General features: G+C 63.5%; 20 protein-coding genes and 3 pseudogenes. 5 read left to right on the top strand and 18 right to left on the bottom strand.

Annotated elements, in window-relative coordinates; all coding sequences use genetic code 11:
• Positions 1–9 precede the first annotated feature (9 nt).
• From HB778_RS18065 to HB778_RS18050, 5 genes are all read right to left on the bottom strand, one after another.
• Positions 10–996 carry a serine kinase gene (locus HB778_RS18065; RefSeq protein WP_183455729.1) on the bottom strand — a complete coding sequence of 329 codons (987 nt, stop codon included), beginning with the start codon at positions 994–996 and terminating at the stop codon, positions 10–12.
• Positions 993–1,427: a lasso peptide biosynthesis B2 protein gene (locus tag HB778_RS18060; protein ID WP_183455727.1), complete on the bottom strand. Its 435-nt coding sequence runs from the start codon at positions 1,425–1,427 to the stop codon at positions 993–995. Before HB778_RS18060 ends, HB778_RS18065 begins: the two co-directional genes overlap by 4 nt.
• The gene (locus HB778_RS18055) at positions 1,427–1,711 is read right to left on the bottom strand and encodes a PqqD family protein (RefSeq protein WP_095200908.1); all 285 of its coding nucleotides are present in this window, start codon (positions 1,709–1,711) and stop codon (positions 1,427–1,429) included. The genes HB778_RS18060 and HB778_RS18055 overlap by 1 nt, the downstream gene beginning before the upstream one ends.
• 444 nt (positions 1,712–2,155) lie before the next feature.
• Entirely contained in the window at positions 2,156–2,497 is a 342-nt protein-coding gene (locus HB778_RS43085) for a DUF2259 domain-containing protein (protein ID WP_348524748.1), read from the bottom strand.
• The gene (locus tag HB778_RS18050) at positions 2,403–3,005 is read right to left on the bottom strand and encodes a DUF2259 domain-containing protein (protein ID WP_244661507.1); all 603 of its coding nucleotides are present in this window, start codon (positions 3,003–3,005) and stop codon (positions 2,403–2,405) included. The genes HB778_RS43085 and HB778_RS18050 overlap by 95 nt, the downstream gene beginning before the upstream one ends.
• Before the next feature lie 155 nt (positions 3,006–3,160).
• Here HB778_RS18050 and HB778_RS18045 point away from each other — a divergent pair, with 155 nt between their 5' ends.
• Together HB778_RS18045 and HB778_RS18040 are read left to right on the top strand one after the other, a co-directional pair.
• Positions 3,161–5,068 (top strand): propionyl-CoA synthetase, encoded by a 1,908-nt coding sequence (locus tag HB778_RS18045; RefSeq protein ID WP_183455725.1) that lies wholly within the window; start codon positions 3,161–3,163, stop codon positions 5,066–5,068.
• A gap of 133 nt (positions 5,069–5,201) precedes the next feature.
• Positions 5,202–6,284 carry an acyltransferase family protein gene (locus tag HB778_RS18040; RefSeq protein WP_183455723.1) on the top strand — a complete coding sequence of 361 codons (1,083 nt, stop codon included), beginning with the start codon at positions 5,202–5,204 and terminating at the stop codon, positions 6,282–6,284.
• Positions 6,285–6,484: 200 nt separating this feature from the next.
• On the opposite strand, the gene HB778_RS18035 is transcribed toward HB778_RS18040, so the two are convergent.
• From HB778_RS18035 to HB778_RS18015, 5 genes and pseudogenes are all read right to left on the bottom strand, one after another.
• On the bottom strand, positions 6,485–7,117 hold the full coding sequence (locus tag HB778_RS18035; RefSeq protein ID WP_183455721.1) for a class I SAM-dependent methyltransferase: 633 nt from the start codon (positions 7,115–7,117) through the stop codon (positions 6,485–6,487).
• An 11-nt stretch (positions 7,118–7,128) separates the two neighbouring features.
• On the bottom strand, positions 7,129–7,557 hold the full coding sequence (locus HB778_RS18030; protein WP_183455719.1) for a nuclear transport factor 2 family protein: 429 nt from the start codon (positions 7,555–7,557) through the stop codon (positions 7,129–7,131).
• A gap of 81 nt (positions 7,558–7,638) precedes the next feature.
• Positions 7,639–8,242 (bottom strand): annotated as a pseudogene (locus HB778_RS18025) (NADPH-dependent F420 reductase).
• Positions 8,243–8,335: 93 nt separating this feature from the next.
• Complete coding sequence (locus tag HB778_RS18020; RefSeq protein WP_183455717.1) at positions 8,336–9,088, bottom strand: SDR family NAD(P)-dependent oxidoreductase; 753 nt, start codon at positions 9,086–9,088, stop codon at positions 8,336–8,338.
• Between the two features lie 66 nt (positions 9,089–9,154).
• Positions 9,155–9,889, bottom strand: a pseudogene (locus tag HB778_RS18015) (SDR family NAD(P)-dependent oxidoreductase).
• 292 nt (positions 9,890–10,181) lie between these two features.
• Between HB778_RS18015 and HB778_RS18010 the strand changes: the two are divergent.
• The gene (locus HB778_RS18010; RefSeq protein WP_183455715.1) at positions 10,182–11,078 is read left to right on the top strand and encodes a LysR family transcriptional regulator; all 897 of its coding nucleotides are present in this window, start codon (positions 10,182–10,184) and stop codon (positions 11,076–11,078) included.
• A 90-nt stretch (positions 11,079–11,168) separates the two neighbouring features.
• Here the strand turns inward: HB778_RS18010 and HB778_RS18005 are convergent, their stop codons facing one another.
• From HB778_RS18005 to HB778_RS17980, 6 genes and pseudogenes are all read right to left on the bottom strand, one after another.
• On the bottom strand, positions 11,169–13,556 hold the full coding sequence (locus HB778_RS18005) for a polysaccharide biosynthesis tyrosine autokinase (protein ID WP_183455713.1): 2,388 nt from the start codon (positions 13,554–13,556) through the stop codon (positions 11,169–11,171).
• A 228-nt stretch (positions 13,557–13,784) separates the two neighbouring features.
• A pseudogene (locus HB778_RS18000) lies at positions 13,785–14,680 on the bottom strand (UTP--glucose-1-phosphate uridylyltransferase).
• A gap of 74 nt (positions 14,681–14,754) precedes the next feature.
• The gene (locus HB778_RS17995; RefSeq protein WP_183455711.1) at positions 14,755–15,723 is read right to left on the bottom strand and encodes a glycosyltransferase family 2 protein; all 969 of its coding nucleotides are present in this window, start codon (positions 15,721–15,723) and stop codon (positions 14,755–14,757) included.
• Positions 15,713–16,663 carry a glycosyltransferase gene (locus HB778_RS17990; protein ID WP_183455709.1) on the bottom strand — a complete coding sequence of 317 codons (951 nt, stop codon included), beginning with the start codon at positions 16,661–16,663 and terminating at the stop codon, positions 15,713–15,715. Before HB778_RS17990 ends, HB778_RS17995 begins: the two co-directional genes overlap by 11 nt.
• Positions 16,663–17,652, bottom strand: a complete 990-nt coding sequence (locus HB778_RS17985) for a glycosyltransferase family 2 protein (protein WP_183455707.1) — start codon at positions 17,650–17,652, stop codon at positions 16,663–16,665. The genes HB778_RS17990 and HB778_RS17985 overlap by 1 nt, the downstream gene beginning before the upstream one ends.
• A gap of 15 nt (positions 17,653–17,667) precedes the next feature.
• Positions 17,668–18,840: a glycosyl transferase family 1 gene (locus HB778_RS17980; RefSeq protein WP_183455705.1), complete on the bottom strand. Its 1,173-nt coding sequence runs from the start codon at positions 18,838–18,840 to the stop codon at positions 17,668–17,670.
• Positions 18,841–19,028: 188 nt separating this feature from the next.
• Between HB778_RS17980 and HB778_RS17975 the strand changes: the two genes are divergently transcribed.
• Positions 19,029–20,525: a lipopolysaccharide biosynthesis protein gene (locus HB778_RS17975; RefSeq protein WP_183455703.1), complete on the top strand. Its 1,497-nt coding sequence runs from the start codon at positions 19,029–19,031 to the stop codon at positions 20,523–20,525.
• Between the two features lie 52 nt (positions 20,526–20,577).
• Positions 20,578–21,600 (top strand): phosphoribosyltransferase family protein, encoded by a 1,023-nt coding sequence (locus HB778_RS17970; protein WP_183455701.1) that lies wholly within the window; start codon positions 20,578–20,580, stop codon positions 21,598–21,600.
• A 36-nt stretch (positions 21,601–21,636) separates the two neighbouring features.
• Here HB778_RS17970 and HB778_RS17965 read toward each other — a convergent pair whose 3' ends face one another.
• Positions 21,637–22,716 carry a glycosyltransferase gene (locus HB778_RS17965; RefSeq protein WP_183455699.1) on the bottom strand — a complete coding sequence of 360 codons (1,080 nt, stop codon included), beginning with the start codon at positions 22,714–22,716 and terminating at the stop codon, positions 21,637–21,639.
• A gap of 60 nt (positions 22,717–22,776) precedes the next feature.
• Positions 22,777–23,226: a hypothetical protein gene (locus tag HB778_RS17960; protein ID WP_183455697.1), complete on the bottom strand. Its 450-nt coding sequence runs from the start codon at positions 23,224–23,226 to the stop codon at positions 22,777–22,779.
• Positions 23,227–23,233 lie beyond the last annotated feature (7 nt).

The raw sequence follows: 23,233 nt of genomic DNA, 5'->3' as shown, positions 1-23,233 counted from the left end.
ACCTCCGGTTCAGTCCTGCCTGGCCAATGTGGCGCCTATCAGCGCCGCCGCATCGGCCGGGTGCGCGCCCACTTCCAGCGTGAATGTCGGCACCGAGGACACCAGTCTGCCGATCGTCGCCAGCCGGCGCTTCTGCAGCGGCAAGAGGCCGGTCAAGCCGGTGCGGACATTGTCCATCGCCAGCGCCACCATCGCGTCGGTCCGGGCCATGGGCACGAGCCGGGTCTCACTGTCTGCGGACCGCGCCAGATGCAGCAGGGCCGCCACCGGCCTGGCGACCGGGCTTTCGATGCGGACAATTTCGCTCAACCGCTCCAGCGAGACGGCCTGTTCGCCATTCCTGTCCCATACAGGGCCGAGGCAGGGCGCAACCTGCGGGATCATTTCGGCGGTCTTCTGGTGGATCTTGACGTGGCGCGGCAGGCCCCAGGCCAGGGGCTTGCCCGAAGCGACGTTCAGGATCATGGCATCGTCGGAGCAAAGGCCAAAGCCTTGCGTTGCCAGCGCCAGCGACGTCGTCGTCTTGCCGGTGCCACTCGGCGCGTGGATCAGCACGACGGCATCGTGCCCCGGCAGTGTCAGCCCGGCGGTGTGCAGCATATGCTGGCCGCCGGCGTCGAGCGCGGCATCCAGCACCAGCATCGACGGCGTCCAGGCGGCTTTCGCACCAGGGCGAACCCGGAGTTCAGCCCACCGTCCCTCATCATTGATGGCAACGGTCTGGCGCCCGGGAAAGACGAGATGGGTGATGCCGCCCTCGGTGATCATCCGGCAGTAGCCGTCTTCGGGTATGTCGCCGTCGAAGACGAGCGATCCTCCGGGTGCCTCGTCCAGAACATCCGCCTCGGTGATATCGAGGCGAAAGCCCGGCTCGACAGCACCTTCGATGCGCAGGATGCCCAGCATCCTGTCGAAATCCTGCCACAGTTCGGGGCGTTCGGCCGATATGCCGAGGATTTGACCGTTGAGACCGTAACACGCTGAAGGCCTGGTCAAGCGGGGCGCGCCTTCGAGGCATCGGCGTGGTGGCGATAGATCTCAACCATGCCCGGAAGGCTGTCACTGACCACCGGCCTGCCGTCTAGGCAGACCCAGCAATGCGCCGAGACGCGTGGCGTCTGCAGCGACTTCGGATCGACGCCAAAACGCAGCTCCGGATCGAAGCCGGCGAGGCGCAGGAAACGATGGCCGAGCAGGCCTTCGCGCAGGCATCTGCGGTCGCGCATCAACCAGGGATGGCGCACAGTGCGGTTGACGCGGGCGACGATGTAGGCGGCGGGCAGCCCGCGATAGGGCGTCGAGGAGGCAAGCGGCGCCCATTTCAGCACGTCCTCAAAGCTGCGCCTGGCGATCAAGGCCGGCATCAGCCGGGCGCTTGCCCAGAGATGGCAGCGAAACAGGGCACGCAGGAGCGGATTGTCAGCCATCAAGCGCCTGGGGCGGCAAGAATACCTTCCGAGACCAGATCGGCGGCCAATGCCGCCATATCCTCGTCGAGCGTATCCTTGTCGACCTCGAACTCCTGGCAAAGCAGGCCGACGATCTGATCGAGGCTGCGCGCGCCATCGACCTTGTCGAGGAAGGCTTCGGTCGTGCCGTTGCAGGTATAGAGCTGGCCGCTGCGCGCCAGAAGCACGACCGCACCGTCGCCGACATGCTGAACCGAGGCATCGTCCGCCAGCCGCAAAATCGTTCCAGAGACAATTTCCATCGCCAACCCCGACAAGCCTGCAAGAACCCCGAAATGAGATAGCGCGGTGGTGGGGCGCTGTCTATCGGCCGGCCGGGGGAGATGGCCCACGTTGCTTTGCCTTTGCGACGGAGTCCTGCCGATCGCAGAATGCGGCCTCAACTGCTCCCGGCCGAAAACCGTCCCAGAAATAGTCGTCGCGATGACGCCCCAGGCAAGTGTGTTGACGGGCCGGACAGTTGCGTTCCTTCCCCTAAGTAAGGTAAGGACTCCCGGGGTTTTGGGGAGATAGCGTATGCGTTACAACTGGGAGCGGGCTCCGACGACTTTCGAACGTCATCGGAAAACCCTGGCGGCAGCCATTTTGATCTTCGGCGGCGTAGGCCTCATGCTTGTGGCCCTGCCGATCTAGTGCAGTCGACATTTTGTCCAATGAATACCGTTCGTTAGACGGCTATCGGTTGGTCAGTGAGGTTGCCCGGTCACGGCGATGAAGCGGCGGTCGCGTCCTTCAAAGCCCTGACTGAAGCGCTGAACCAGCACGGCGATCACTGCCGGTTTGCCGGGAGGTGTGTACTCATAGGATTCCGACAGGCTGTAGGAAGTCGGGCAGTTTCTCGATCCCGGCACGGCCTTGTCCTCATGCAAGGTCTTGAACGGCTTGCCGTCCTGGCCCTGCAGCGTCAGCCGGAAGCCGAGCGCCTTGCCAGTCTTATCCCCTTGAAGCGTCTTGTTGCCTTGAGGTGCCTGGTCGCCCTGCTGGGTGTCGTCGAAACTCCCTGAACAATCGACCGTGCTGTTGGCCAGAGATCTCGTCCAGCTGGATCGTCGAAACATCCGTCTCGTCGTAGAGCGGCGAAAGCCATTTCTGCGACACCTGCTCGAGGCGCGAAATGTCGTTGTAGCCGACGATCTCGCCGGGAAAAGTGAATTTGTCGGAGGCAGTCTGCTTGCCGCGCGCTGCGATAGCGTATTTGGCCAAGATTGGTGCCGCTTTGGCAGCCGCTTGCGCCCTCGCCTGTTCGAGGGTCAGCGTCGCGTCCTCGGATTCGTCGACGATCAGGATTGGCTTGCCGCCGACGAATTCATCGCTGCGGGTGTCGATGATATCGATCTCGGAATAACCGGAAGCCGAGGCGCCGCCATCAAGCTCACCATATTGCTCGAAGGCGAAATAGCTGCCATCGGGCGAAAAGCCGATGATGCGCCTTGCCGCGGCGTCTCCGGCCAGAGCAGTTGCGGTTGAGATGGCGAGCGCCGCGCCGATCGTCAGCGCAAACACCGGTTTTGCCATGATTGGCGCTGGATGGCGCATTGTTCATATCCTCCGCCGAGACGACGTCACTTCACGATACGGGACGTCAGGGGTCAAGCCGGGACCGGCTCAGACGAAAATCAGGGAAGACAGCGCCGGAAAAAACAGCATAGGCTGTTGGCAAAGACGGCAAACGGTTCCTGGGGAGGTTACGGATGGCTTCACGCTACCACGAGGTCTATGACGGCTGGAAACGCGACCCGGAACAATTCTGGGCGGACGCGGCCGGCGCCATCGACTGGTATTCGCCCTGGGACAAGGTGTTCGATGCCACAGCGGGCGTCTATGGCCGCTGGTTCACCGGCGCGACCTGCAACACCTGCTACAACGCCATCGACCGGCATGTCGCCGGCGGGCGCGCCGACCAGATCGCGCTGATCCATGACAGCGCCATCACCGGAACGGTGAAAAAATTCACCTATGCCGAGCTGAAGCGCGAAGTGGTGGCGCTGACCTCGGTGCTGAAGAACCGGGGTGTCGCAAAGGGCGACCGCGTCATCATCTACATGCCGATGGTGGCGGAGGCGGCCATAGCCATGCTCGCCTGCGCCCGCATCGGCACCGTGCATTCGGTCGTCTTCGGCGGCTTTGCCTCACATGAATTGGCCACCCGCATCGACGACGCCAAGCCGAAGCTGATCATCTCGGCCTCCTGCGGCCTGGAGCCGGGCCGGATCGTTGCCTACAAGCCGTTGCTCGACAAAGCGATCGAGATGTCCCGTCACAAGCCGGATGCCTGCCTGATCCTGCAGCGTGACCAGATGCGCTGCGATTTGAAGGAGCATTTCGACATCGACTATGCCGATGCCGTCGCGCGCGAGCGGGCGGCCGGCGCCAATGTCGATTGCGAGCCGGTGCTCGCCACCGACCCGCTCTACATCATCTACACGTCAGGCACGACCGGCCAGCCCAAGGGCATCGTGCGCGACAATGGCGGCCACATGGTCGCGCTGAAATGGACGATGGAAAACGAGTTCGGCGTCAAGCCGGGCGAAGTGTTCTGGGCGGCGTCCGATGTCGGCTGGGTGGTCGGCCATTCCTACATCGTCTACGGACCGCTGCTGCATGGCTGCACCAGCATCCTGTTCGAAGGCAAGCCGATCGGCACGCCCGACGCCGGCACCTATTGGCGGGTGATCTCGGACCATGGCGTCGTCGCGCTGTTCACCGCGCCGACTGCCTTCCGCGCCATCAAGGGGCAGGATCCCAAGGGCGAGTTCGTTCCCAGATACGATCTGTCGAAATTCCGCACCCTGTTCCTCGCCGGCGAGCGCGCCGACCCCGAAACCATCAAATGGGCGGAGCAGAAGCTGAACGTACCGGTGGTCGATCATTGGTGGCAGACCGAGACCGGTTCGCCGATGACCATCAACCCCGCCGGGCTTGGCCTGCTGCCGGTGAAATACGGCTCGCCCGGCGTGCCAATGCCCGGCTACGACATCCGCGTGCTCGACGATGCCGGCCACGAGGTGCCGCGCGGGACGCTGGGCAATGTCGTGGTCAAGCTGCCGCTGCCGGCCGGCTGCCTGCCGACGCTGTGGAACGCCGACCAGCGCTTCCGCCAAGCCTATCTCGAGGAGTTCCCCGGCTTCTACAAGACGGCCGATGCCGGCATGCTCGACGAGGACGGCTATCTCTATGTCATGGCCCGCACCGACGACATCATCAACGTCGCCGGCCACCGGCTGTCGACCGGCGCCATGGAAGAGGTGCTGGCCGCCCATCCTGATGTCGCCGAATGCGCCGTCGTCGGCATCGCCGATGCTATGAAGGGGCAAATTCCATTGGGCTTCGTGGTGCTGAACGCCGGTGTCGCGCGCGACGGCGGCGCCATCGAGAAGGAGGTCGTCGCGCTGGTGCGCGAGCGCATCGGCCCGGTCGCCGCTTTCAAGACCGTGGTGACGATCAAGCGCCTGCCCAAGACGCGCTCGGGAAAGATCCTGCGCGGCACCATGCAGAAGATCGCCGACAAGGAAGCGTGGACGATGCCGGCGACCATCGACGACCCGGCCATCCTCGACGAGATCACCGCGGCGATGAGGGCGCGCGGGATCGGCGTTTGAGGTCAGTGCGGCAAGTGGTTCCGCGCAACCTTCCCTTGCCGGTTGGCCAATCCTGACCGGCAAGCAATACTTTTATTGTGCAATGCAGCAAGCCACCCTACAGTGAGGGCGGGGGGCCATCCGACGGTGCGGTATGGCTCAGCAGAAAATTACGTTTGGCGGCGTCGACATATTGCGGTTTCTCGCCGCCGTGCTTGTGATGGTCTACCATTATGGCTTCTGGGTGTGGGCTTATCCCGATGGCATCTCGGCGCAGGCCACGGGTGGTGTTCCCCCGCAGCCTGGTATAGGCGCCTGGGTCGGGTCAGGCTGGGTTGGCGTCGAGATCTTCTTCGTCATCAGCGGCTTTGTCATCGCTTTCAGCGCCGAAAAATCGACGCCGCTGCGGTTTTTCGAGGCCAGGGTCAAACGGCTGGCGCCGGCGGTCTGGATCTGCGCGCCCATCACCGCCGTGCTGTTGCTGCTGATCGGCCTGAGCTGGCCGACCGACGCGGCGGTCAGGCTGGTCCGCACCGGCCTGTTCGCGCCCTACGGTCCCTGGGTGGACAGCGTCTATTGGACACTCGGCATCGAGATCGCCTTCTATGCCATCGTCTGGGTCCTGCTGCAGCTTGGCCGCTTCCATCTGATGGAGGCCGTTGCTATCGCCATCGGCCTGGTCAGCACGCTGTTCTGGTGCCTCTACTATCCGCTTGGCTTGGCCGACTTTGCCGAGACGCGCTGGCTGCAGCTCACCCTGGTGCATCATGGCTGCTTCTTCGCCGTTGGCGTGCTGCTGTGGCTGATGCGGTTCAAGGCGCTAACGGTCCCTCGCCTTGGCTTCTGCCTGCTGTTCCTCGGGGGTGGCGTGCTGCAGATCGCCAGTTCCGTCGACCTCCACAGCGTCAAGGTCAATGCGGTGATGCCCTATGCACCGCCAATCCTGATCTTCCTCGTCGCGATTGCCTTGATGGCATGGTCGCTGCGGCTCGACCTCAGCTGGAGCGGCTGGCGCCGGATCGGCCTGATGACCTATCCGCTCTACCTGATCCACGACGTCGTCGGCGCGGCAATGCTTGGGCCGATGGTCCGTGCCGGAGTGCCTTATCTCCTGTCGATGGCAGTCGTCGCCGCGACCATGATCGCGGCAAGCTGGCTGGTCGCGACCGAGGCCGAACCGCGCATCCGGCTGCTGCTCGACCACACCGTCTTCCGCTACCGGCTCAAGGCCGCTTAGACGCCATCGTCCGGTTGAGGAAATTCGTGTTCGTTCCTGCCGGCATCAGGTCCGGGGCGTCGGCCTCCAGGCCGTGCAAAACCTGATCAGGCGATGGCGCCGCCACGCCTGCTGTCTGGTAGACGACCTCCAGCTCTGCACGGAAAGATCCATTGACGCTGCCATCATGGAGGTCGACATGAATTCGGCGCCGGAACGTGTCAGGGCTTCACGAACCGATACGCGAAGCGATCGGTCTCGCCCTTGATCGAGGGATCGAAGACCTTGATCGAGCGCGGATCGTCCTTGTTCGCGAGCGCTGTGCTTTCCGCGTCCAGTACGAAGCCGGCCGCCTCCACCTCCTCGCGAACGGAGGCAGGGTCGATCCGATGCAGCGCCTGGGTGTCGCTCGTGCCCGACCCAGCGGCGGCGGCGTGGTCGACGATGACGTAGGACCCACCGGGCTTCAGCCGCTTGTAGACAGCTCGATTGAAGTCGGCCGCCGTCGCACCCTTCTTCTGAATCAGCACGGTGTGGAGGTCGTGGTAGAACAGGTGCAGCCACAGGACATCCGCTGGCTGCGTGACCTCCGGCATCGCGACGAGGTCCGCCGAGACGGCTTCGACATTCTCTCGGCCCGGCTCCTTCGCGAGCGTCCGCATGCGGCCAACCGGATCGTTCTTGAAGTCGGCAACTTCGGCCGGCACGAAGCTGTAGACCCGACCTCCGGGGCCCACGATGTCGGAGAACAGGCGCGTCCAATCGCCGTCGCCTGGGTAGACGTCAATGACTGTGGAGCCCGCATCTACACGTGCGAACCGGATCAACTCGGATAGCTTGGATTGGTCGTACATCGGAATCTCCTTTACGGTTGGGCATTAGACGAGCGCCCGGGCGCGTCCATCCGCGCGGCGCGCGCCAGTGCTTGTGTATCGACGTATTCCCGGATGGTGGTCAGCCTGCCGTGCCGGACTGTGATGGCGAAGATCCAGTCGTCCTCGAACGTCTTGTTCGTGGCTTTGATCTTCCCCCTAGCGGAGCCGACGACCAGCACCCGGTCCCCCTGCGCTACGAATTCCCGGGGTTCGGTGGACGTTTCTATCGACTTGGATGCCGTCTCAAGCAAATCCGCCAGCCCGGCGTGTCCGTGGCGCGTTCCGGCCAGCGGCCAGTCCTCGCCCGGGATGATCCACTCGATGTCTTCGGCGACCAGCGCCAACAGAGCCTCCTTGTCGCCGCTGCCGATCGCGGCGAAGAAGTCCTTCACGGTCTGGATGTTCTTCTCGATACTCATGGGAATTTCTCCATTTCGCCTGGGTCGGATATTGCTCGACCCGATCCGTGTATCGTGGGCCTGCCTGTTGGCACGTCGTGCTCATCCGTCGAACTTGACCAGGTCCTTAAAGATCAACTGACCCCAGCTATTTCCGCGCGCATGGACCAGCAGCCCACCTTCCGAAAGCCCGCCAAGTTTGATCGGCGAGAAACCGAGCTTTTCCGCGAGCGCAGCAATCTCCGCTGCGGCAGCGTCATCGTCGCTCGCCAGAAATACGACTCTTCTGCCACTATGTAGGGCCGGATCCTGATCAAGGACGGCAGCGACCAGATGGTTGAAGCCCTTGACCAGTTTTGCACCAGAAAATGCCTGTGCGACGAACTTGGAAGACGGCTGTCCCCCCCAATTTTTCAGGAGGCACGCCGTAGGCATTGGTCACATCGACGATGGTCTTCCCCTGCCAGGTGGCGAGCGCCTTCGCGACATCAGGGTGCGACTCGAAACGAACAGCCAAAAAGATGATGTCCGCCTTGACCGCATCCGCCAGCTTTTTGGGAATGATCGTGGGCCCGAACGCGGCGGCATCGGCTGCAAAGCTTTCCGGGTCGCGCGTGGTTGCAACGGACACGTCGATGCCCTTGCGTGCGAACGCCTTGGCCAGGGCCTTGCCGATATTGCCGAAGCCGATAATTGCGTAGCTCACAATGTTTCTCCTAATCTTGTGTTGGAGCTAAAGTTTGAGAAGCGGGATCACTACTGGCGGGGTTGAAGGGCCAGCCACGGGACCGCGCCGGGCTCAGACCTGCGCCATGCCTCCGTCGACGGCGAGATCCACACCGGTGATGTAAGAACTATCATCGGAGGCGAGGAACGTGACAGCAGCCGCGATTTCCTCTGGTTTGCCCCTGCGACCCATTGGGATCTGTGCAGCAAACTGGGCGACCGCTTGCTCGGCTTGCTCAGGGGTAAGGCCCGTCGTTGTCTCCAAGGCGGGGGTCTCGATGGCTCCGGGGCTCATCGTATTCACTCGGATTTTTCGGTCTTTCAGCTCTAGAGTCCAAGCGCGCGAGAAGTTGCGCACTGCCGCCTTACTCGCGGCGTATGTGCTAAACCCCGGCAACCCCAACACGTTCGAAACCGAAGAATTCAGAATAATCGAACCGCCGTCTTTGAAGAGGGGAAGGGCCTTCTGCACCGTGAAGAACAGCCCCTTCACGTTCACGTCGAAGGTCTGATCGAAGTGGGCCTCAGTAGCTGCTGCGAGCGGTGCGATTGTCCCTGCGCCGGCGTTCGCGAAGAGAACGTCGATGTGGCCATGTTTCTCTTTCACGATGGCATAGAGCCGGTCCAGATCTTCCAAGCGCGACACGTCGCCGACGACCGTCGTAACGTTTCTCGTGATGAAGGCTGCGGCCTCCTTCAGCTCTTTCTCTCGTCGCCCAGTGATTACGACGTGTGCACCTTCTTCTACAAAGCGCTTGGCCGTCGCCAAGCCAATCCCGCTGCTTCCGCCTGTGATGACGGCAACCTTACCTTCGAGTTTTTTCATAATCTTTCGCCTTTGGTCGTGTGTTTTGGTTTTCGTAAAGTTTGAGAAGCGTGGCCCTCGCCGGGGTCAGAGTTGTGCCAGGCCGCCGTCGACGGCGACCTCACTGGCGGTCATGAAGCTGCTGTCCGACGATGCGAGAAAGGCCGCCACCGCCGCGATCTCCGCGGGATCGGCCATGCGCTGGAGCGGAGTCATCGCGCCGTAGGCCTTCTGGCCCTCCTCGCCCAGCGCTTCCTTGGCGAGTTCGGTCGCCGTCGCCCCGGGCGACAACACGTTGACCCGGATGCCGGTGCCCTTCAGGTCCTCCGCCCAGGTCCGCGCAAGATTGCGCACTGCCGCCTTGCTCGCGCTGTAGGCAGTGAAACCCGGGGCGCCCGTGGTGCCGGCGCTCGATCCGGTCAGGATGATCGAAGCGCCCGGGCCCATCAGCGGCAACGCCTTCTGGACCGTGAAAATCGTACCCTTCACATTGGTGTCGAAGGTTTCGTCAATGTGCTCGGCGGTGATCCGGCCGAGCGGAAGCGGCCTCCGGCCCCGGCATTGGCGAAGACGATGTCGAGGCTTCCGCGCTCGGCCTTCACCGCCGCGTACAGCCGGTCGAGGTCGGCCTCATCCGAGACCGAGCCTTTCACTGCGCGGGCATTGGGCCCGAGGTCCGCCACAGCGGCGTCGAGCGCTTCCTGTCGGCGGCCGAAGATGAAGACGAAGGCGCCCTCCTCGATGAATCGCTTTGCGCGCGGCGCGGCCGATGCCGGTGGCGCCGCCGGTGATGACGGCGGTCTTTCCATTCAATCTGGTCATGACGTGCATCCTTCCAGGCTTCCGCCTTGGTCATTCGGGAAAGCCCCGAGACCTTGAAGATGGGTCTGCTGAGGTCAGGCGTTGAGTGAGGAAGCGCGCACATCGGTGGTGCGAAATCGATCCGGTACGGCTATTAACGGCAGCCGCGACGATAAGGTTCCGCCATTTAGGATTAGGCCGCGCTTGTTGGCATGGGCTATGATAACCGCCCCGCGCCACCCACATACGAGATGCTGTTCGATGTGTTGGACACGGGCTTTGGAAGGCGCACCGCGCGGTGCGGGATTGCACCATGATCGACTGGGATGACGTTCGCTACTTTCTCGCCGTCGCGCGCGGAGGCTCGGTGCGGGCTGCCGCCACGCGCCTCGGGGTGAATCATTCAACCGTGCTGCGACGCATCGCCCAGCTCGAGGAACGCCTCGGGGCGCACATGTTCGAAAAGCTGCCTTCGGGCTACCGCCTGACGGCTGCGGGCGAGGAGGTCCTCGAGCTCGCGGACCAGATGGAAGCGTCGTCGCTCCAGCTGGAGACGCGCGTCTTCGGTCGCGACCAGAGCGTGCGCGGGCTTCTGCGCGTGACGCTGGCACCGACCCTCGCGACAAACCTGCTCATGCCGGACTTCGCCGATTTCGCGCGTCTGCATCCGGATATCGAGATAGAAATCCTGTCGTCCGGCGAGCTGGCAAATCTGACCAACCGAGAGGCCGACGTGGCGATCCGCGTCGTCTACGACCGCAAAACCCTGCCGCTCAATCTTCACGGCCTGAAGGGGCCGGAGCTGTTCGGCGGCGTCTACATGTCCCGGGATCGACTGGCCGCATGGCGTGCGGGCGCGCCTGACCCCATCCGCTGGATCGTCATAAGCATTCATGGAATCCCGCAATGGGCCAGTGAGGGTGAGGTTCGCACCGCCGAAGTTCCGTTCAGGGTCACGGACGGCGAGGCGCAGATCGTTGCTGTACGGCAAGGGCTCGGGATGACGACACTGCCGTGCTTCATCGGCGATGCCGACCCCCTGCTGGTGAGGGTGCCGGGTACCGACCTGCACATATACGGAACGGTTTGGCTTCTCACACAGGGTGAGACACGCAAGACAAAGCGCGTGCGGCTCTTCACCGAGTTCGTATCCCGCAGGCTCGCCGCGTACGCGCCGCTTCTCGCGGGACTGTCCCTATCGCGCGACTGACGCGCGGCAGGTCGCCGGGATTCCAACATTGGCGCATGAACGGTGCTTCATCGCCAATTCCGTCAAGGCGGAAATCCAGGTAGCCGCTGCCTAGACCGTTGCCTTGCTGCGCACTTCGGACTTGTCGAGATAGTAGGTCGAATATTTGTCGAAGAATTTCTCCGAAGCGCCGAACGATCCGTATCTGGCGAGCTTCTTCAGGTCGACCTTGTTCAGTACCGCGCCGACGATCTTGTTGGCGACGTAGGGTTCGGATTCCAGCATCGACCGCACCATGGCGCGTGGCGTGCGGCCCCATTCGGTGACCAGCACGAAGCCATCGACCAACGGGGCGAAGGCCTTGGCGTCGACCACCGGCCCGAGCGGCGGCAGATCGACGACGATGTATTCGAAGGTCTCCTTGGCGTTCTCGATGAAGCGCCGCATTCCGGCTGAGGACAAGAGCTCGCTGGTGTGCGAAAAGTTGCCGCGCAGCACGGCGGGGATGATGGCGAGCTTGGTCTGCCGGTCGATCTTGCCGACCGATTGCCAGGTCTGGCCGTTGACCACGGCCTCCATCAGGCCCTGCTCGGCCTCCATGCCGAGGCTGCGGCTGAGGCCCGGATTGCGCAAGTCACCGTCGATGAGCAGCGTCCTGGCGCCATTGGCGGCAAGCAGCCCGGCGAGATTGGCCGCGACCGTCGACTTGCCTTCGCCGGGAAGCACCGAGATGACGCCGACGACTCGGCTGCCTTGCCCTTCCATCACGACATCGAAGGCGATCTTGGCGCTGCGCAGCGTTTCGGCGAACATCGATGCCGGAGCGTCGATGCTGACCCGCATGCGCGCGCGCCTTTCGATGGCGGCCGGCGACCTGGCTGCCTTGGCATCCGGCTGAGCCTCGGCCGGCTTGTCCTCCTTGGCGGGTCTGCTGCCGACGGTCGGCAGGTATCCGAGGAATTTGAGGCCGACGCGGTCGCGGACCTCCTCGCCGGTCCGGAAGAACCGCTCGTTGAATTCGTTGAGGCCGCCGAAGCCGGCGCCCATCAGCACGCCGAGCACGAGCGACAGTCCGAGCACGATGATGGTGCGCGGGCTCGAGGCGGAGAGCGGCGTCGAGGCATCCGAGATGATGCGGATCTTGCCGACCGGGAAGGATTGCTGCTGCGCGGCCTCCTCGTAGCGGCCGAGGAACGTCTGATAGAGCGTGGTGAGCGCTGTCGCCTTCTGGTCGAGATCGCGCAACTGGACCTGCGACTGGTTGTCGATGGAACTCTTGCCCTGTGCTGCGGCGACATTGGCCCTGAGCGCGGTCTCGCGGGCCTGCGCCACCTCATACTCGTTGCGATAGCTTTCGGTGAGCTGCTTCAGCTCGCCGAAAATCTGCGCCGATATGTCGGCCTTTTCCTTGGCAAGCGCCACGGCTTGAGGATGATCGGGACCGAAATTCGCCTCGACATCCTGCTGCCGCTTGGCGACGGTGAGGTAGCGGGTCTTGAGCGCCGAAATGACCGAGCTGCTCGGCTGGTCGGCCGATATGGCAGCATCCTTGAAGGCGTTGTCCGAGCCACCTTCGACAATCGACTTGTATTGCTGATAGCGGGCGCTGGCGCGCGCCGTGTCGGCTTGCGCCACGATGAGCTGGGCGTTGAGGTCGGCAAGCTGTTTGTCGCTCATCAACTGGCCATCGCTGTTGGCGGACAGGCCGTGTTCGGCCCTGAATTTCTCGACTGCTAGCGATGCCTGCTGCGAGCTTTCGCGCAGTTCCGTCAGCCGGCCCTGCAGCCAGACCGCCGCACGCTCGGTGGCGTCGAAGCTGGCATCGAGCTGATCGGCAAGATAGGCGTCGGCATAGGCCTTGGTGATGGCTTTCGCCAGTCCCGGGTCCGTCGCCTGATAGCCAAGCGCGATGACGTAGCTTCGTCCGACGCGATCCGCCCGGATCTCGTTCTGCAGCTTGAGGATGGCGTAGTCGCGGCCCGCCGCGGCAATCATCGCATCGCGCGTTGCGGGGTCGAGCTTGCTGAAGTCACCCATGCCCGGCATGGGCGCGCTGGGGTGGACATACTGGATCAGGCCGCGGATCAGGCCGACGCCCCGGGCAAGCGCCGACTGCGGCGGATTCATGAACGCTTCGTTCTGGTCGAGTTTGAGCTTGTCGACGACCACCGCGGCAAGCCGCGTCGAGGTCAGGATCTCGATCTGGCTCAGAATGGCGGAATCGGTCTGCATGGTCGTCGACGCCGCCGAAATATCGTCGACGATCTTGTTCAGGCCCTCGTCGATCAGCACGCTTGAGACTGACACATATTTGGGCGGCGTTGTCTGCAGATAGAGCATGCCCAGGAAAAGACCGATGGCGGCGCATACGGCAACAACCTTGACCTGCCGCGCAGCCATGCCGAGCAGCCGCTCGATATCGATGAAGTCGTCGCCATTTGCTGCGTCCGAATTCGGCAGTGGCATCCTCTTGTCGAGAGGAAAATTGGCATAATTCATCGTCGGTCCAATCCCAGAGCCTGTTGCGTTCCCGATCATCGGGTTGAGGCTCTATCTCTTTGTTTGGGCATGATCTTTTCCGAAACTTCCGGGATCATGCTTTGGCTTGCAGGCGCGCCTCAACGGTCGGGAGCATTGCCAAGAAGCAACGCAAGCTTCATGCCAGACGGCGGGGGCCTGTCGGCCCCTCGCCGCCAGCCATCCGGCAATACTCCCGAAAGATGGGCATTATGCGGCTTCTTCCTGGCGTTCATGCGACCGGACGAACTCCTGAAGCATCTCGAAAACCGGGCCCTTCATGTCGTTGCGCGCCAGCGCGAAGGCGATGTTGGCCTGGATGAAGCCTTCCTTGGACCCGCAATCGAACATGCGGCCCAGGAAAGGCTGGGCGAAGAATGGCTGGTCCTTCGACAGGCGGACCATGGCATCCGTCAGCTGGATCTCGTTGCCGGCGCCCCGCTGCTGATTGCCCAGCAGCGCGAAGATCTCGGGCTGCAGGATATAGCGGCCGTTGATGTAGAAATTCGACGGCGCATTGGCCGGGGCAGGCTTTTCAACCATGGCCGTGACCTCGAAACCACCGCCAATGTCGGCGCCGCGCCGACGATGCCGTATTTGTTGGTCTCGCTCGGATCGCAACGTTCGACAGCGATGACGTTGCCGCCGGTGCGCTCATAAAGGTCGACGGTTTCGGCGAGACATCCGCGCCCGCCGAAGGAGACCATATCAGGCAAAAGCAGGGCGAAGGGCTCGTTGCCGATGACCTCGCGGGCGCACCAGACGGCGTGGCCGAGGCCCTGCGGCGACTGCTGGCGGATGAAGGAGGTGGCGCCGGCCACCGGCAGCATGCTTTCGAGCGCCTCCAGCTGGGTCTTCTTGCCGGTCTGCTCCAGGGTTCCGATCAATTCCGGATGCAGGTCGAAATAGTCCTCGATGACCGCCTTGTTGCGGCCGGTCACGAACACGATGTGCTCGATGCCGGCTTCGAAGGCCTCGTCCACCGCATATTGCACGACAGGCCTGTCGACGACGGGAAGCATTTCCTTCGGCATCGACTTGGTCGCCGGCAGGAACCGTGTTCCAAGCCCCGCCACCGGTATCACGGCCTTCCTGATTTTCTTCATCGCAAATTCCTTCTGAGGAGATCGACTGCAGTTCCTTCACAGGCCACGAAAAATCCCTCCATGTGCCTGCATCTTCACCTCCCCGCCCCCACGGCAAACTGTGCCGCTACTCGTCGCAACCGCACGGCGATCGGCATCCCCATATGCCTGACCGCCGCCGGGTCGCTGAGCGCCGTCCGGATCGCCTTGAGCGGGGACCGCGCCTTGATGTGCTGAACCATCGCCAGGAAGGAGGCTGCCTTGCGCAGGCTGCGGCCGCGCCGGGCAAAGGCCGCCTGGGCTGCCTCGTCCATCCGATGGGTTTGAGCGAATACGGCATCCGCCTTGCGCATCGCTTCGACATGGTGAAGCTCGAGCACACGCGAGATGGAGCCGCTGCGAATATGATAGGCGTAGCCGATTTCCGGCTCGACCACGCATCTGCCGCCCTTGGCCAGGGCTTCGGCAAACAGGATGTAGTCCTCGCCGATCCTCAGTTTCTCGTCATAGCGAAGCCGGTTCTCGTCCAGGAATCGGCGCTGGAAGATCGGCTTGAGGTAGCCGAGGTTGAACTTCGATTCGAAGACGATGTTGCCGGCGATGTAGGTGGCCAGCGAAATCTCGCGCAGGCCTTCCAGATACTGCCGCGGGAACATCGCATCCTCGACCACACCGTCCTCGCGGACGACCTGGAGATTGTCGACGGCGATCTGGGCATCGGCCTTTTCGGCGCGGTCGATCATGGCGGCGAGACGGCCGGGAAAGACGGCGTCGTCGGAATCGAGAACCGCGATCCACCTGCCGCGGGCGACGTCGAGCCCGGCATTTCGAGCGCCGCCGGGACCGCGATTGTTGGCTAGGGCGACGACGCGCACGATGTCCCCGGGATAGGCCCGAGCCACATCGAGCGTGGCGTCGCGCGACTGATCGTCGACAACGATGATCTCGACGCTGACACCCTTCTGCGCAATGGCGCTGGCAATCGCCCGGTCGAGCGTCGCCTCTGCATTGTAGGCCGCGATCACAACGGAAACGTCGGGAACGAAGGAGACGTCAGGCTGCACGCTTGCCTCCTTCCCCAGGTGAGGATTGGCCGTAGAGGCGGATTTCGCGGACGCCGACAAGGCCGCTGACGACGCCGATATGCATGATGCCGCGCAGCACGCTGCGGTTCCTGCGCACCGGGCTGGCGACGACGGGAAGTGCGGCGGCGAAACAAAAGGCTGCCTTTGCGGAGGCGAGGCCAACATGCTTGATCAGCCCGATGCCTCGCGTATTGCTGCCCAGGAGGTGACCATGCGTCTGGCCGACGCGAAAACGGCGGCGGCCGAGCCAGTCGAACGCGGCCCTCGAGCGCGGCACAACTTCCTCCACCCAGGCGTCTTGAGCGAAGGCGATGCGGCCCCCGGCCTTGACCATCTGATCGAAGAATTCGGTGTCCTCGCCGCCGGTCTGACCGCGCGCCAGGCTGAAGCGACGGCCGCGCAGGCTGTCCGATCCCATGCGCAGCAGGACGTTGCAGGTGTAGCCGGTGCGAATCTCGCCGCGCACCCAGACCGGCAAGGTCGAGTGAAAATCGCCGCGCCGCATCCATTCGGGCGCATCCGGGCGATAAAGCGCCCGCACCGGGCCGAGCACGGCTGCTGCACCGATTTCCTCGGCCGTCGCCACCAGTTCGGCCAGCCAACGGGCGGAGGCAGTCTCGTCGTCGTCGATGAAGGCGAGGAAATCCGCCTCGCTGGCATCGAGGCAAGCGTTGCGGGCGACCGAGATGTTGCGCGCGGGCGCATGCCGATAGCGGACCGGCAATTTCAACTCCTGCGACAGTGCCGTCACCAGCGCCTGCGCGCTCGGCGTGTCGTCATTGTCGGCGACAATGACGCTGATATCGAAGCCTTCAGGCATCTCCATGGCGGCGAGCGAGCGCAGCGTGTCGGCCAGTTCCGTCCGGCGGAACGTGCACACGCCGATGTCGATGCTGCGGTTCCTGGCCTGAACCGCCATCACGCCACCCCACGTCGCGCGCCGAGGCCAAGAAGCTGCAGCCAGAAGCCGACAGACCAGCCGAAATGCATGACCATGGCAGAGACACCGGCCAGTGCGATATCGGCATTGCGCTGGCGAATGGCCGCCACCAGGCCGTAGCCCAGGCACACCGCAGCCCAGATCAGCAGCGGCACCGCCGCGATCCAGTGCACGAAGGAGAAGGCCGCCAGCAGAACCACCGGGAAGACCGCCAGCGGCACCATCTGCCGGACCTTCGGGATGACGCGGTGCTTCAGCACATTCTTGGCGCGGCCGCGGCCATAGCCGAGATACTGGAAATAGAGACCTTTGAGCGAGGCGCGCGGGTAATAGACCATCTGCGTCTTGCCGCTCATCCAGATCCTGTAGCCGGCCTGCCGCAGCCGGTAGTCGAGCTCGGCATCCTCATTGTGGCTGAAGGTTTCGTCATAGCCACCGACTGCGCCGAAGGCCGATATCCGCATCAGCGCGTGATGGCCGTGGTCGACCCACTCTCCGGCGGAGAGGTGGCGATGCTTGGAGCCTCCGGTGCCGAGTTTCGAATTCTGCGCCGCCGCAACCGATTTCTGCACGGCGCCGCTGCCGCTGGTCAGCATCGAAACCACCACCGAATCGGCACCCGTGGCTAGCGCTTCCTCAAGCAGCCGGTCGCAGTAGTCGTCGGGATAGCCGCCATGCGCGTCGATGCGGATCAGATACTCCGCGCCTTCACCGAACGTGCCGACGGCGAGATTGATCGCCGCGCTCTGGATGCGCCGCTTGTTGTGAAGCAAGATAACGCGCGGATCCTTGGCGGCGACCTGCTCGACAATGGCCAGCGTGCCGTCGGTGCTGCCGCCATCGGCGACGACGATCCGGGCACCGAGCCTTTCAGCCGCCGGGCAGAGCTGGCCGAGCAGCGCACCGATATGGGCTGCCTCGTTCAGGCAGGGGATCACGATCAGGCTGGAGGGAAGCGCTTGTGTCATCGGGCGATGTCCATCCTATGCCAGGGCCCCAGTCGCCAGGGGTTCGCGCACGGTCGTCAGGCGGCGCAGTTTTTCGACCAGTGCGCTGCAGTCGCTGCGATCGTAGCTCCACGTCCTCGGATTGTGTGCAAGCACGCGCGCTTTCAGCTTGCCGAAGCGGTGCTCCTCCATCTTGCCGAGTGCTGATTCGATCGCGTCAGGCGTCGCCTTGGGTAACAGGATGCCGATGTCCTGCTGGCTGAGGAACCGTCCCGTTTCCGTATGGCCCATCGAGATCGGCACCGCGCCGAAGCGGCAGCCTTCATAGAGGCGGTTGGGCAGCAGCCATTCCGAATTCTGTCCCTCTTCGAAGAAATCGATCGCCCAGGAGAAATGGACGTCCTGGTAGATCGCCGCCATGTCCTCCGGGTTACGGTAGGGTCCGCGAAACGACAGAAAGGGCTCGGCATCGACGAAGGCATGGAAATCCGGGAATTCGGAGAGCGCCGGACGACCGCGCAGCACGACTTCGAAACGTCCATCCATGTGGCGCGTGAAATCGGCCAGCAGTTTGAGCGAGCGGCGGCAGCGCAGCGCGCCGAACCAGCCGATCCGCCATGGCGGGGCGACAGGCGCTGCCACCGCCTCACGCTCGCCGGGCAAGATCGCCGCCGCCTCGAAATATTTGTTCTCGACCAGCTCGACAGGGGCGGCGACCTGGCGGAAGGGTTTGAAATAATTGGCGATAAAAGCGGGCGAACTGGTCACCAGCAGCTTCACGTCTCGCGCCAGATGGCGCTCCGTGGCGCGCAGTGCCTTGCCCAGGACATCGTCGCGGAGCACCAGACGGTGGATGTCGAGGCATTCATAGACGATCGGCACCGTGGCGCCGAAAGTCGACCTGGCGCGACGAGCAAGCGCCAGCATTTCCAGATTGCGCGCGATGATGAGGTCGGGCCGCGGCATGCCCCTCAGCTTCGAGCCTATCGAAACCGCCGCTTTCGCCACCGCCGTCAGGCGCTGGGCGAATCGGCCATCACGCGTCGCGCCAAGGTCGATCGGCTGCAATCCTTCTATATCGGCAATCGGCGTCGCGGTGCGGCGGAAGCCCGCCAGGGTAACCCGGGCGCCGCCTGTCCTGAGCATTGTGATCCGTCGGCGAACCGCCGGATCGGAAACATCGTGCACCAGGTACAAGACATGCAGCATGAAAACTCGACCGCTGTTTGACCCCACCCAAAGGGATGCTAGTACAGCTCTTGCTGCATCGCAACATTTTTGGCGCAGATATGGACATTTTCTGTTGCACTGCAAAATTATTGCCGTAGTTTGGGGTTGGCGGCGGTCGTGGATTTTCAGAGTGTCGGAAATCCGCGCAAAAATCAGGAATCCTGAATTTGGAAGCCAACCCATTCGATCCGCCAGAAGGCTCGCTGCGCAAATCGGTCGGGCGCGGCGCGGTGGTGACCGCCATGTCGCAATCGGTGCGGGTCGCGACACAGATCATATCCGTCATCGTGCTGTCGCGGCTCTTGTCGCCGCAGGATTTCGGTGTGGTGGCGATGTGCGCGCCGGTGCTGGCCTTCATCGCGCTGTTCCAGGATTTCGGCCTGACCCAGGCGACGATCCAGAAATCGGGCATCCGGCATGAGGAGGTGAACTACCTCTTCTGGATCAATGTCGCCGTCAGCGCCATCCTGGCCTGCGTGCTTGCAGGTGCGGCACCGCTGGTCGCCGCCTTCTATGGCGAGCCGCGCGTGGCCGGGCTGGTCGCCGCGTTCGGGCTGCAGATCATGGCCTATGGGCTCGGCGCCCAGCATCTGGCGCTTTTGACGCGGCGCATGCAGTTCGGCCGCCTGGCGATCATCGATGTCGCCAGCGCCATCGCCGGGCTGACTGTGTCGATCGCCTGGACTTTCATCGACCGTTCCTACTGGGCGCTGTTTGCCGGCACGCTGACCGGCGCGGTGCTGCCGACGCTGTGCTACTGGGCAAGCTCGCGCTGGCGTCCCGGCCTGCCGCGCAAGGTCGCGGGCATCGGCGAGCTGATCAATTTCGGCGCCGGCATCACCGGCTTCAACTTCGCCAATTTCTTTGCCCGCAACCTCGACAATGTGCTGATCGGCAAATATTGGGGCGAGCAGCAACTCGGCCTTTACGACCGTGCCTACAAGCTGCTTCTGTTCCCGCTCAGCCAGATCACCAATCCGCTGTCGAAGGTCATGGTGCCGGCGCTGTCCAGGCTGAAGGACGAGCCGGACCGCTACCGCAGCGCCTATCTGCGTGTCATGCCGCTGATCCTTTTGGTGGCGCTGCCCGGTGTCGCCTTCGCCACCGCCATGTCGGATGTGCTGATCCCCTTCGTGCTCGGCGAGCAGTGGCGCGCAAGCGCCGCGATCTTCCTGGCGCTCGGCTTTGCCGGGCTGCTGCAACCGCTCAACAACCCGGCGGGCTGGCTTTTCGTCAGCCAGGGCCGCTCCGGCGACTTCATGCGCTGGGGCATCATCACCGCCGTAACCTCGGTGCTCGCTTTCGCGATTGGCCTGCCCTATGGCGCGCTCGGCGTGGCGATCGCCTATGCGGTCAGCGAATATCTGCGCACGCCGTTCCTGTGGCTCTATGTCGGCAAAAGCGGACCGCTGCAGGCCAGCCACGTGCTGCGCGCCGCAACGCCGTTCGTGCTCGGTGCGCATCTGGCGCTGGCGGCGGTCTGGCTGATCAAGCCGATGCTGCCGCAGCAGCATGTCATCGCCCTGGCCAGCGGCGCCATTCTTGCCTATCTCATCACCATTGTCATCGCGCTGGCCTTCGCATCCGGCCGCGAGGCCTTGCGCGAGGCCCTGAAAATGCTGCCGGCAAGACAGCCGGCGGCAACGCCGCGCGAGGCACAATAATTTCGGCGCCTTTTTGAGCCATCCACATCCACACGAACATCAGGTCTGATTCATGCACTACCGATCGATCTCCGACATGAACGACACGATCGTCGGCAACCTTCACCGGCTGCCGCGCGATATCGACCTGGTGGTCGGCGTTCCCAGAAGCGGCGTGCTGGCGGCGACGCTGGTCAGCCTTGCGGCGAACATTCCGATGACCGACCTGGACTCCTTCCTGGAAGGCCGGGTCTATACGTCAGGCATCACCAAGCGCCGCGCCGCGCTCGACCGCAGGGTCTCGGACATGCGCAAGGTGCTGGTCATCGACGACAGCATCGCCGGCGGCAATGCCATGCGCGATGCCCGTGCCCGTATCGAGGCTGCCGGCATCGAGGGCGATTTCACCTATGCCGCGGTGTTCGGCCTGGAGCCGAAGCACCCGGAAACCGACCTCGTCTTCGAAGTGGTCCTGCATCCGCGCATGTTCCAGTGGAATTTCATGCACCACAAATTCCTGGCGCAATGCTGCGTCGACATCGATGGCGTGCTGTGCCTGGATCCGACCGAAGCGGAAAACGACGACGGTCCGGCCTATGAGAAATTCCTCAGCGAAGCGCGGCCGCTTCATGCCCCGACCCACAGGATCGGCTGGCTGGTCACCAGCCGGCTGGAGAAATATCGCGCGCTGACCGAGGCGTGGCTGGCCAAGCACGAGATCAAATACGACCAACTGATCATGCTCGACCTGCCGAGCAAGGCGGAGCGCCAGCGGCTTGGCGCGCATGGCAGCTTCAAGGCCGATTTCTACCGCAAATCCAACGCCATCCTGTTCATCGAAAGCGAGCATGCGCAGGCGCTGAAGATCACGGAGCTGTCGGGCAAGCCGGTGCTGTGCGTCGAAACGCACATCGTCAGCTTTCCCGATGCGCTGTCGCTGCCGGCGCTCGGCCAGGCGGCGCGCAACCTGCCGGCCAGGCTGCGGCAGGTCAACTCGCAGGCAGGCCGCAAGAGCGCCGCCAAGGCCCTTGCCCGCGCCCTGCTCGGTGCCCGCGGCTACGAGACGCTGAAAAGCCGGGTCAAGCGCCCGGCCTGATCGGCATCGCCATTTACGTGCGCGGCGGCGTGCCCTTCAGGCCGCCTGGCGCGCGCGTTGCTGCACCGCCCTGTCCAGTATCGAGAAGAAGGTGACGAACTGGCGGTCGGGATCGAGCTCCGGGCGCCCCGCAAAGCCGCGTGCGAGGCTTGAAACCCGCTCGTATTCCTTGTTGTCGTTCCATAGCTGCCTGACGGCCGCGACCCAGTCGATGAGCGGCGCGTCGTAGTCGAGCACCGCGCCGCCAGGGCCGATCGCTTCAGGCAGGCCGCCGCGCCGCGAGCCGACGACCGGAATGCCGCTGCAATGGGCCTCTGACGCCACACGGCCCCAGGCCTCCTCCCATTTCGAGGGCGCAAGCAGGATCCTGGTGCGGCCATAGACTGTCTTCATGTCGTTGGTGCGGCTCTCCAGCGTGACATTGCCGAGTGGCCTGATCGTCTCTTCGATGCGCGCGCGATGGTCGTCCTCCAGCTTCCAGCTTTCGACGAACAGGAACGGGATTTCCGGGCAAGCGCCGGCAATGCGCACCGCCAGCTCAAAACCCTTTTCCTCATAGGGGTTGATCAGGGTGACGAACTGGCCCGTGGTCGGCGTGCTGTACTGCGTCGGGTTGATGGTCGGCGGGATCACCGTCGCCTCGATACCGAATTCCCTGCTGTAGGTGCGTGCGGTGAATTCGGAATTGGCAATGTAGAGCGCGGAGCGCAATTCGCGCAGATCGCCGCCCAGCTCATGGAACTCGACATTTCTGAGATAGACGACCAGTGGCACACCCTCGGCCTCCAGCGCTTTGCCGAGCGGAACCGACTTGTGGCACTGGACCACCGCGACGTCAGGCTTCTGTCTCCTGACTGCAAACCCTGCTGCTTCCCAGGGAAACCATGTCCTGATCACCGGATAACCGGGAACGCTGTCGACGACCGCGGGTTGCCGCAAGAGTTTCATCTTGGCGCGCGCCTTGAGGCCGAACATGCCGTCGCCGAACAGAGCGGCGAGCACCGACGCTTCATGGCCATGTTCGATCAGCTGCTGCGCCAGATGATGCGTGCTGGACTGGACGCCGCCGCCGAACTCGGGCGGATAGCCGTTGCCGCTGGCAAAGAGGACTTTCATGAACCGGATCCTTGTCGCATTCTGATATTCTGGTTCGTCTGATCAGGGGCCATTTGCGCCTCACGCGCTCTGTGGCGGGTCAAGCGTCGCGAACGGGTTGGTGCAGGAGTGCCATCCGGTGAACCGGATCGGATCGTCAGGCGAACCGCGCCAGGCGTAATCCGTCAGCATATGGAACTCGGCGACGACCCAGCGGTCGAACTGTAAGAGATCTTCCCGCTTCTGCTGGGGCAGGAGGCGACGCGCCGCGCCCAATTTGAGCTCCTCCACCAGAGTGACGGCATCGCTCAATTTCTCGCTTGGAAAGACCCACGGATTCCGGTTGCGGAACTCCAGCACGAACTGCTGCAGATGCTCGATGCGCATGTTCAGCCTGCCGAAATATTTTTCCAGCGTGACGCGGACCAGATCCTCGTCCGAAAACGAGGAGACGGCGGCATAGGCTACGCCGGTCGAGGCGACACCACCTGCCAGGATGGCCAATGCCGAGCGCCGTGTGACTTCGATCATCGGCCCG

Origin of the sequence: Mesorhizobium huakuii, assembly GCF_014189455.1 — a bacterium.
GTDB classification, from domain to species: Bacteria; Pseudomonadota; Alphaproteobacteria; order Rhizobiales; family Rhizobiaceae; genus Mesorhizobium; species Mesorhizobium huakuii_A.
The sequence above is the reverse complement of the archived record's forward strand: the minus strand, read 5'-3'. Positions and strand labels throughout refer to the sequence as shown.

Coding starts and splice junctions, on each gene's coding strand:
- HB778_RS18005 (WP_183455713.1), bottom strand. CDS start 13,556: ATGAATTATGCCAATTTTCCTCTCGACAAGAGGATGCCACTGCCGAAT.
- HB778_RS18010 (WP_183455715.1), top strand. CDS start 10,182: ATGATCGACTGGGATGACGTTCGCTACTTTCTCGCCGTCGCGCGCGGA.
- HB778_RS18055 (WP_095200908.1), bottom strand. CDS start 1,711: ATGGAAATTGTCTCTGGAACGATTTTGCGGCTGGCGGACGATGCCTCG.
- HB778_RS18045 (WP_183455725.1), top strand. CDS start 3,161: ATGGCTTCACGCTACCACGAGGTCTATGACGGCTGGAAACGCGACCCG.
- HB778_RS18035 (WP_183455721.1), bottom strand. CDS start 7,117: ATGTACGACCAATCCAAGCTATCCGAGTTGATCCGGTTCGCACGTGTA.
- HB778_RS18040 (WP_183455723.1), top strand. CDS start 5,202: ATGGCTCAGCAGAAAATTACGTTTGGCGGCGTCGACATATTGCGGTTT.
- HB778_RS18030 (WP_183455719.1), bottom strand. CDS start 7,557: ATGAGTATCGAGAAGAACATCCAGACCGTGAAGGACTTCTTCGCCGCG.
- HB778_RS17980 (WP_183455705.1), bottom strand. CDS start 18,840: ATGCTGCATGTCTTGTACCTGGTGCACGATGTTTCCGATCCGGCGGTT.
- HB778_RS17985 (WP_183455707.1), bottom strand. CDS start 17,652: ATGACACAAGCGCTTCCCTCCAGCCTGATCGTGATCCCCTGCCTGAAC.
- HB778_RS17970 (WP_183455701.1), top strand. CDS start 20,578: ATGCACTACCGATCGATCTCCGACATGAACGACACGATCGTCGGCAAC.
- HB778_RS18050 (WP_244661507.1), bottom strand. CDS start 3,005: ATGCGCCATCCAGCGCCAATCATGGCAAAACCGGTGTTTGCGCTGACG.
- HB778_RS18020 (WP_183455717.1), bottom strand. CDS start 9,088: ATGAAAAAACTCGAAGGTAAGGTTGCCGTCATCACAGGCGGAAGCAGC.
- HB778_RS17990 (WP_183455709.1), bottom strand. CDS start 16,663: ATGGCGGTTCAGGCCAGGAACCGCAGCATCGACATCGGCGTGTGCACG.
- HB778_RS17960 (WP_183455697.1), bottom strand. CDS start 23,226: ATGATCGAAGTCACACGGCGCTCGGCATTGGCCATCCTGGCAGGTGGT.
- HB778_RS17965 (WP_183455699.1), bottom strand. CDS start 22,716: ATGAAAGTCCTCTTTGCCAGCGGCAACGGCTATCCGCCCGAGTTCGGC.
- HB778_RS18060 (WP_183455727.1), bottom strand. CDS start 1,427: ATGGCTGACAATCCGCTCCTGCGTGCCCTGTTTCGCTGCCATCTCTGG.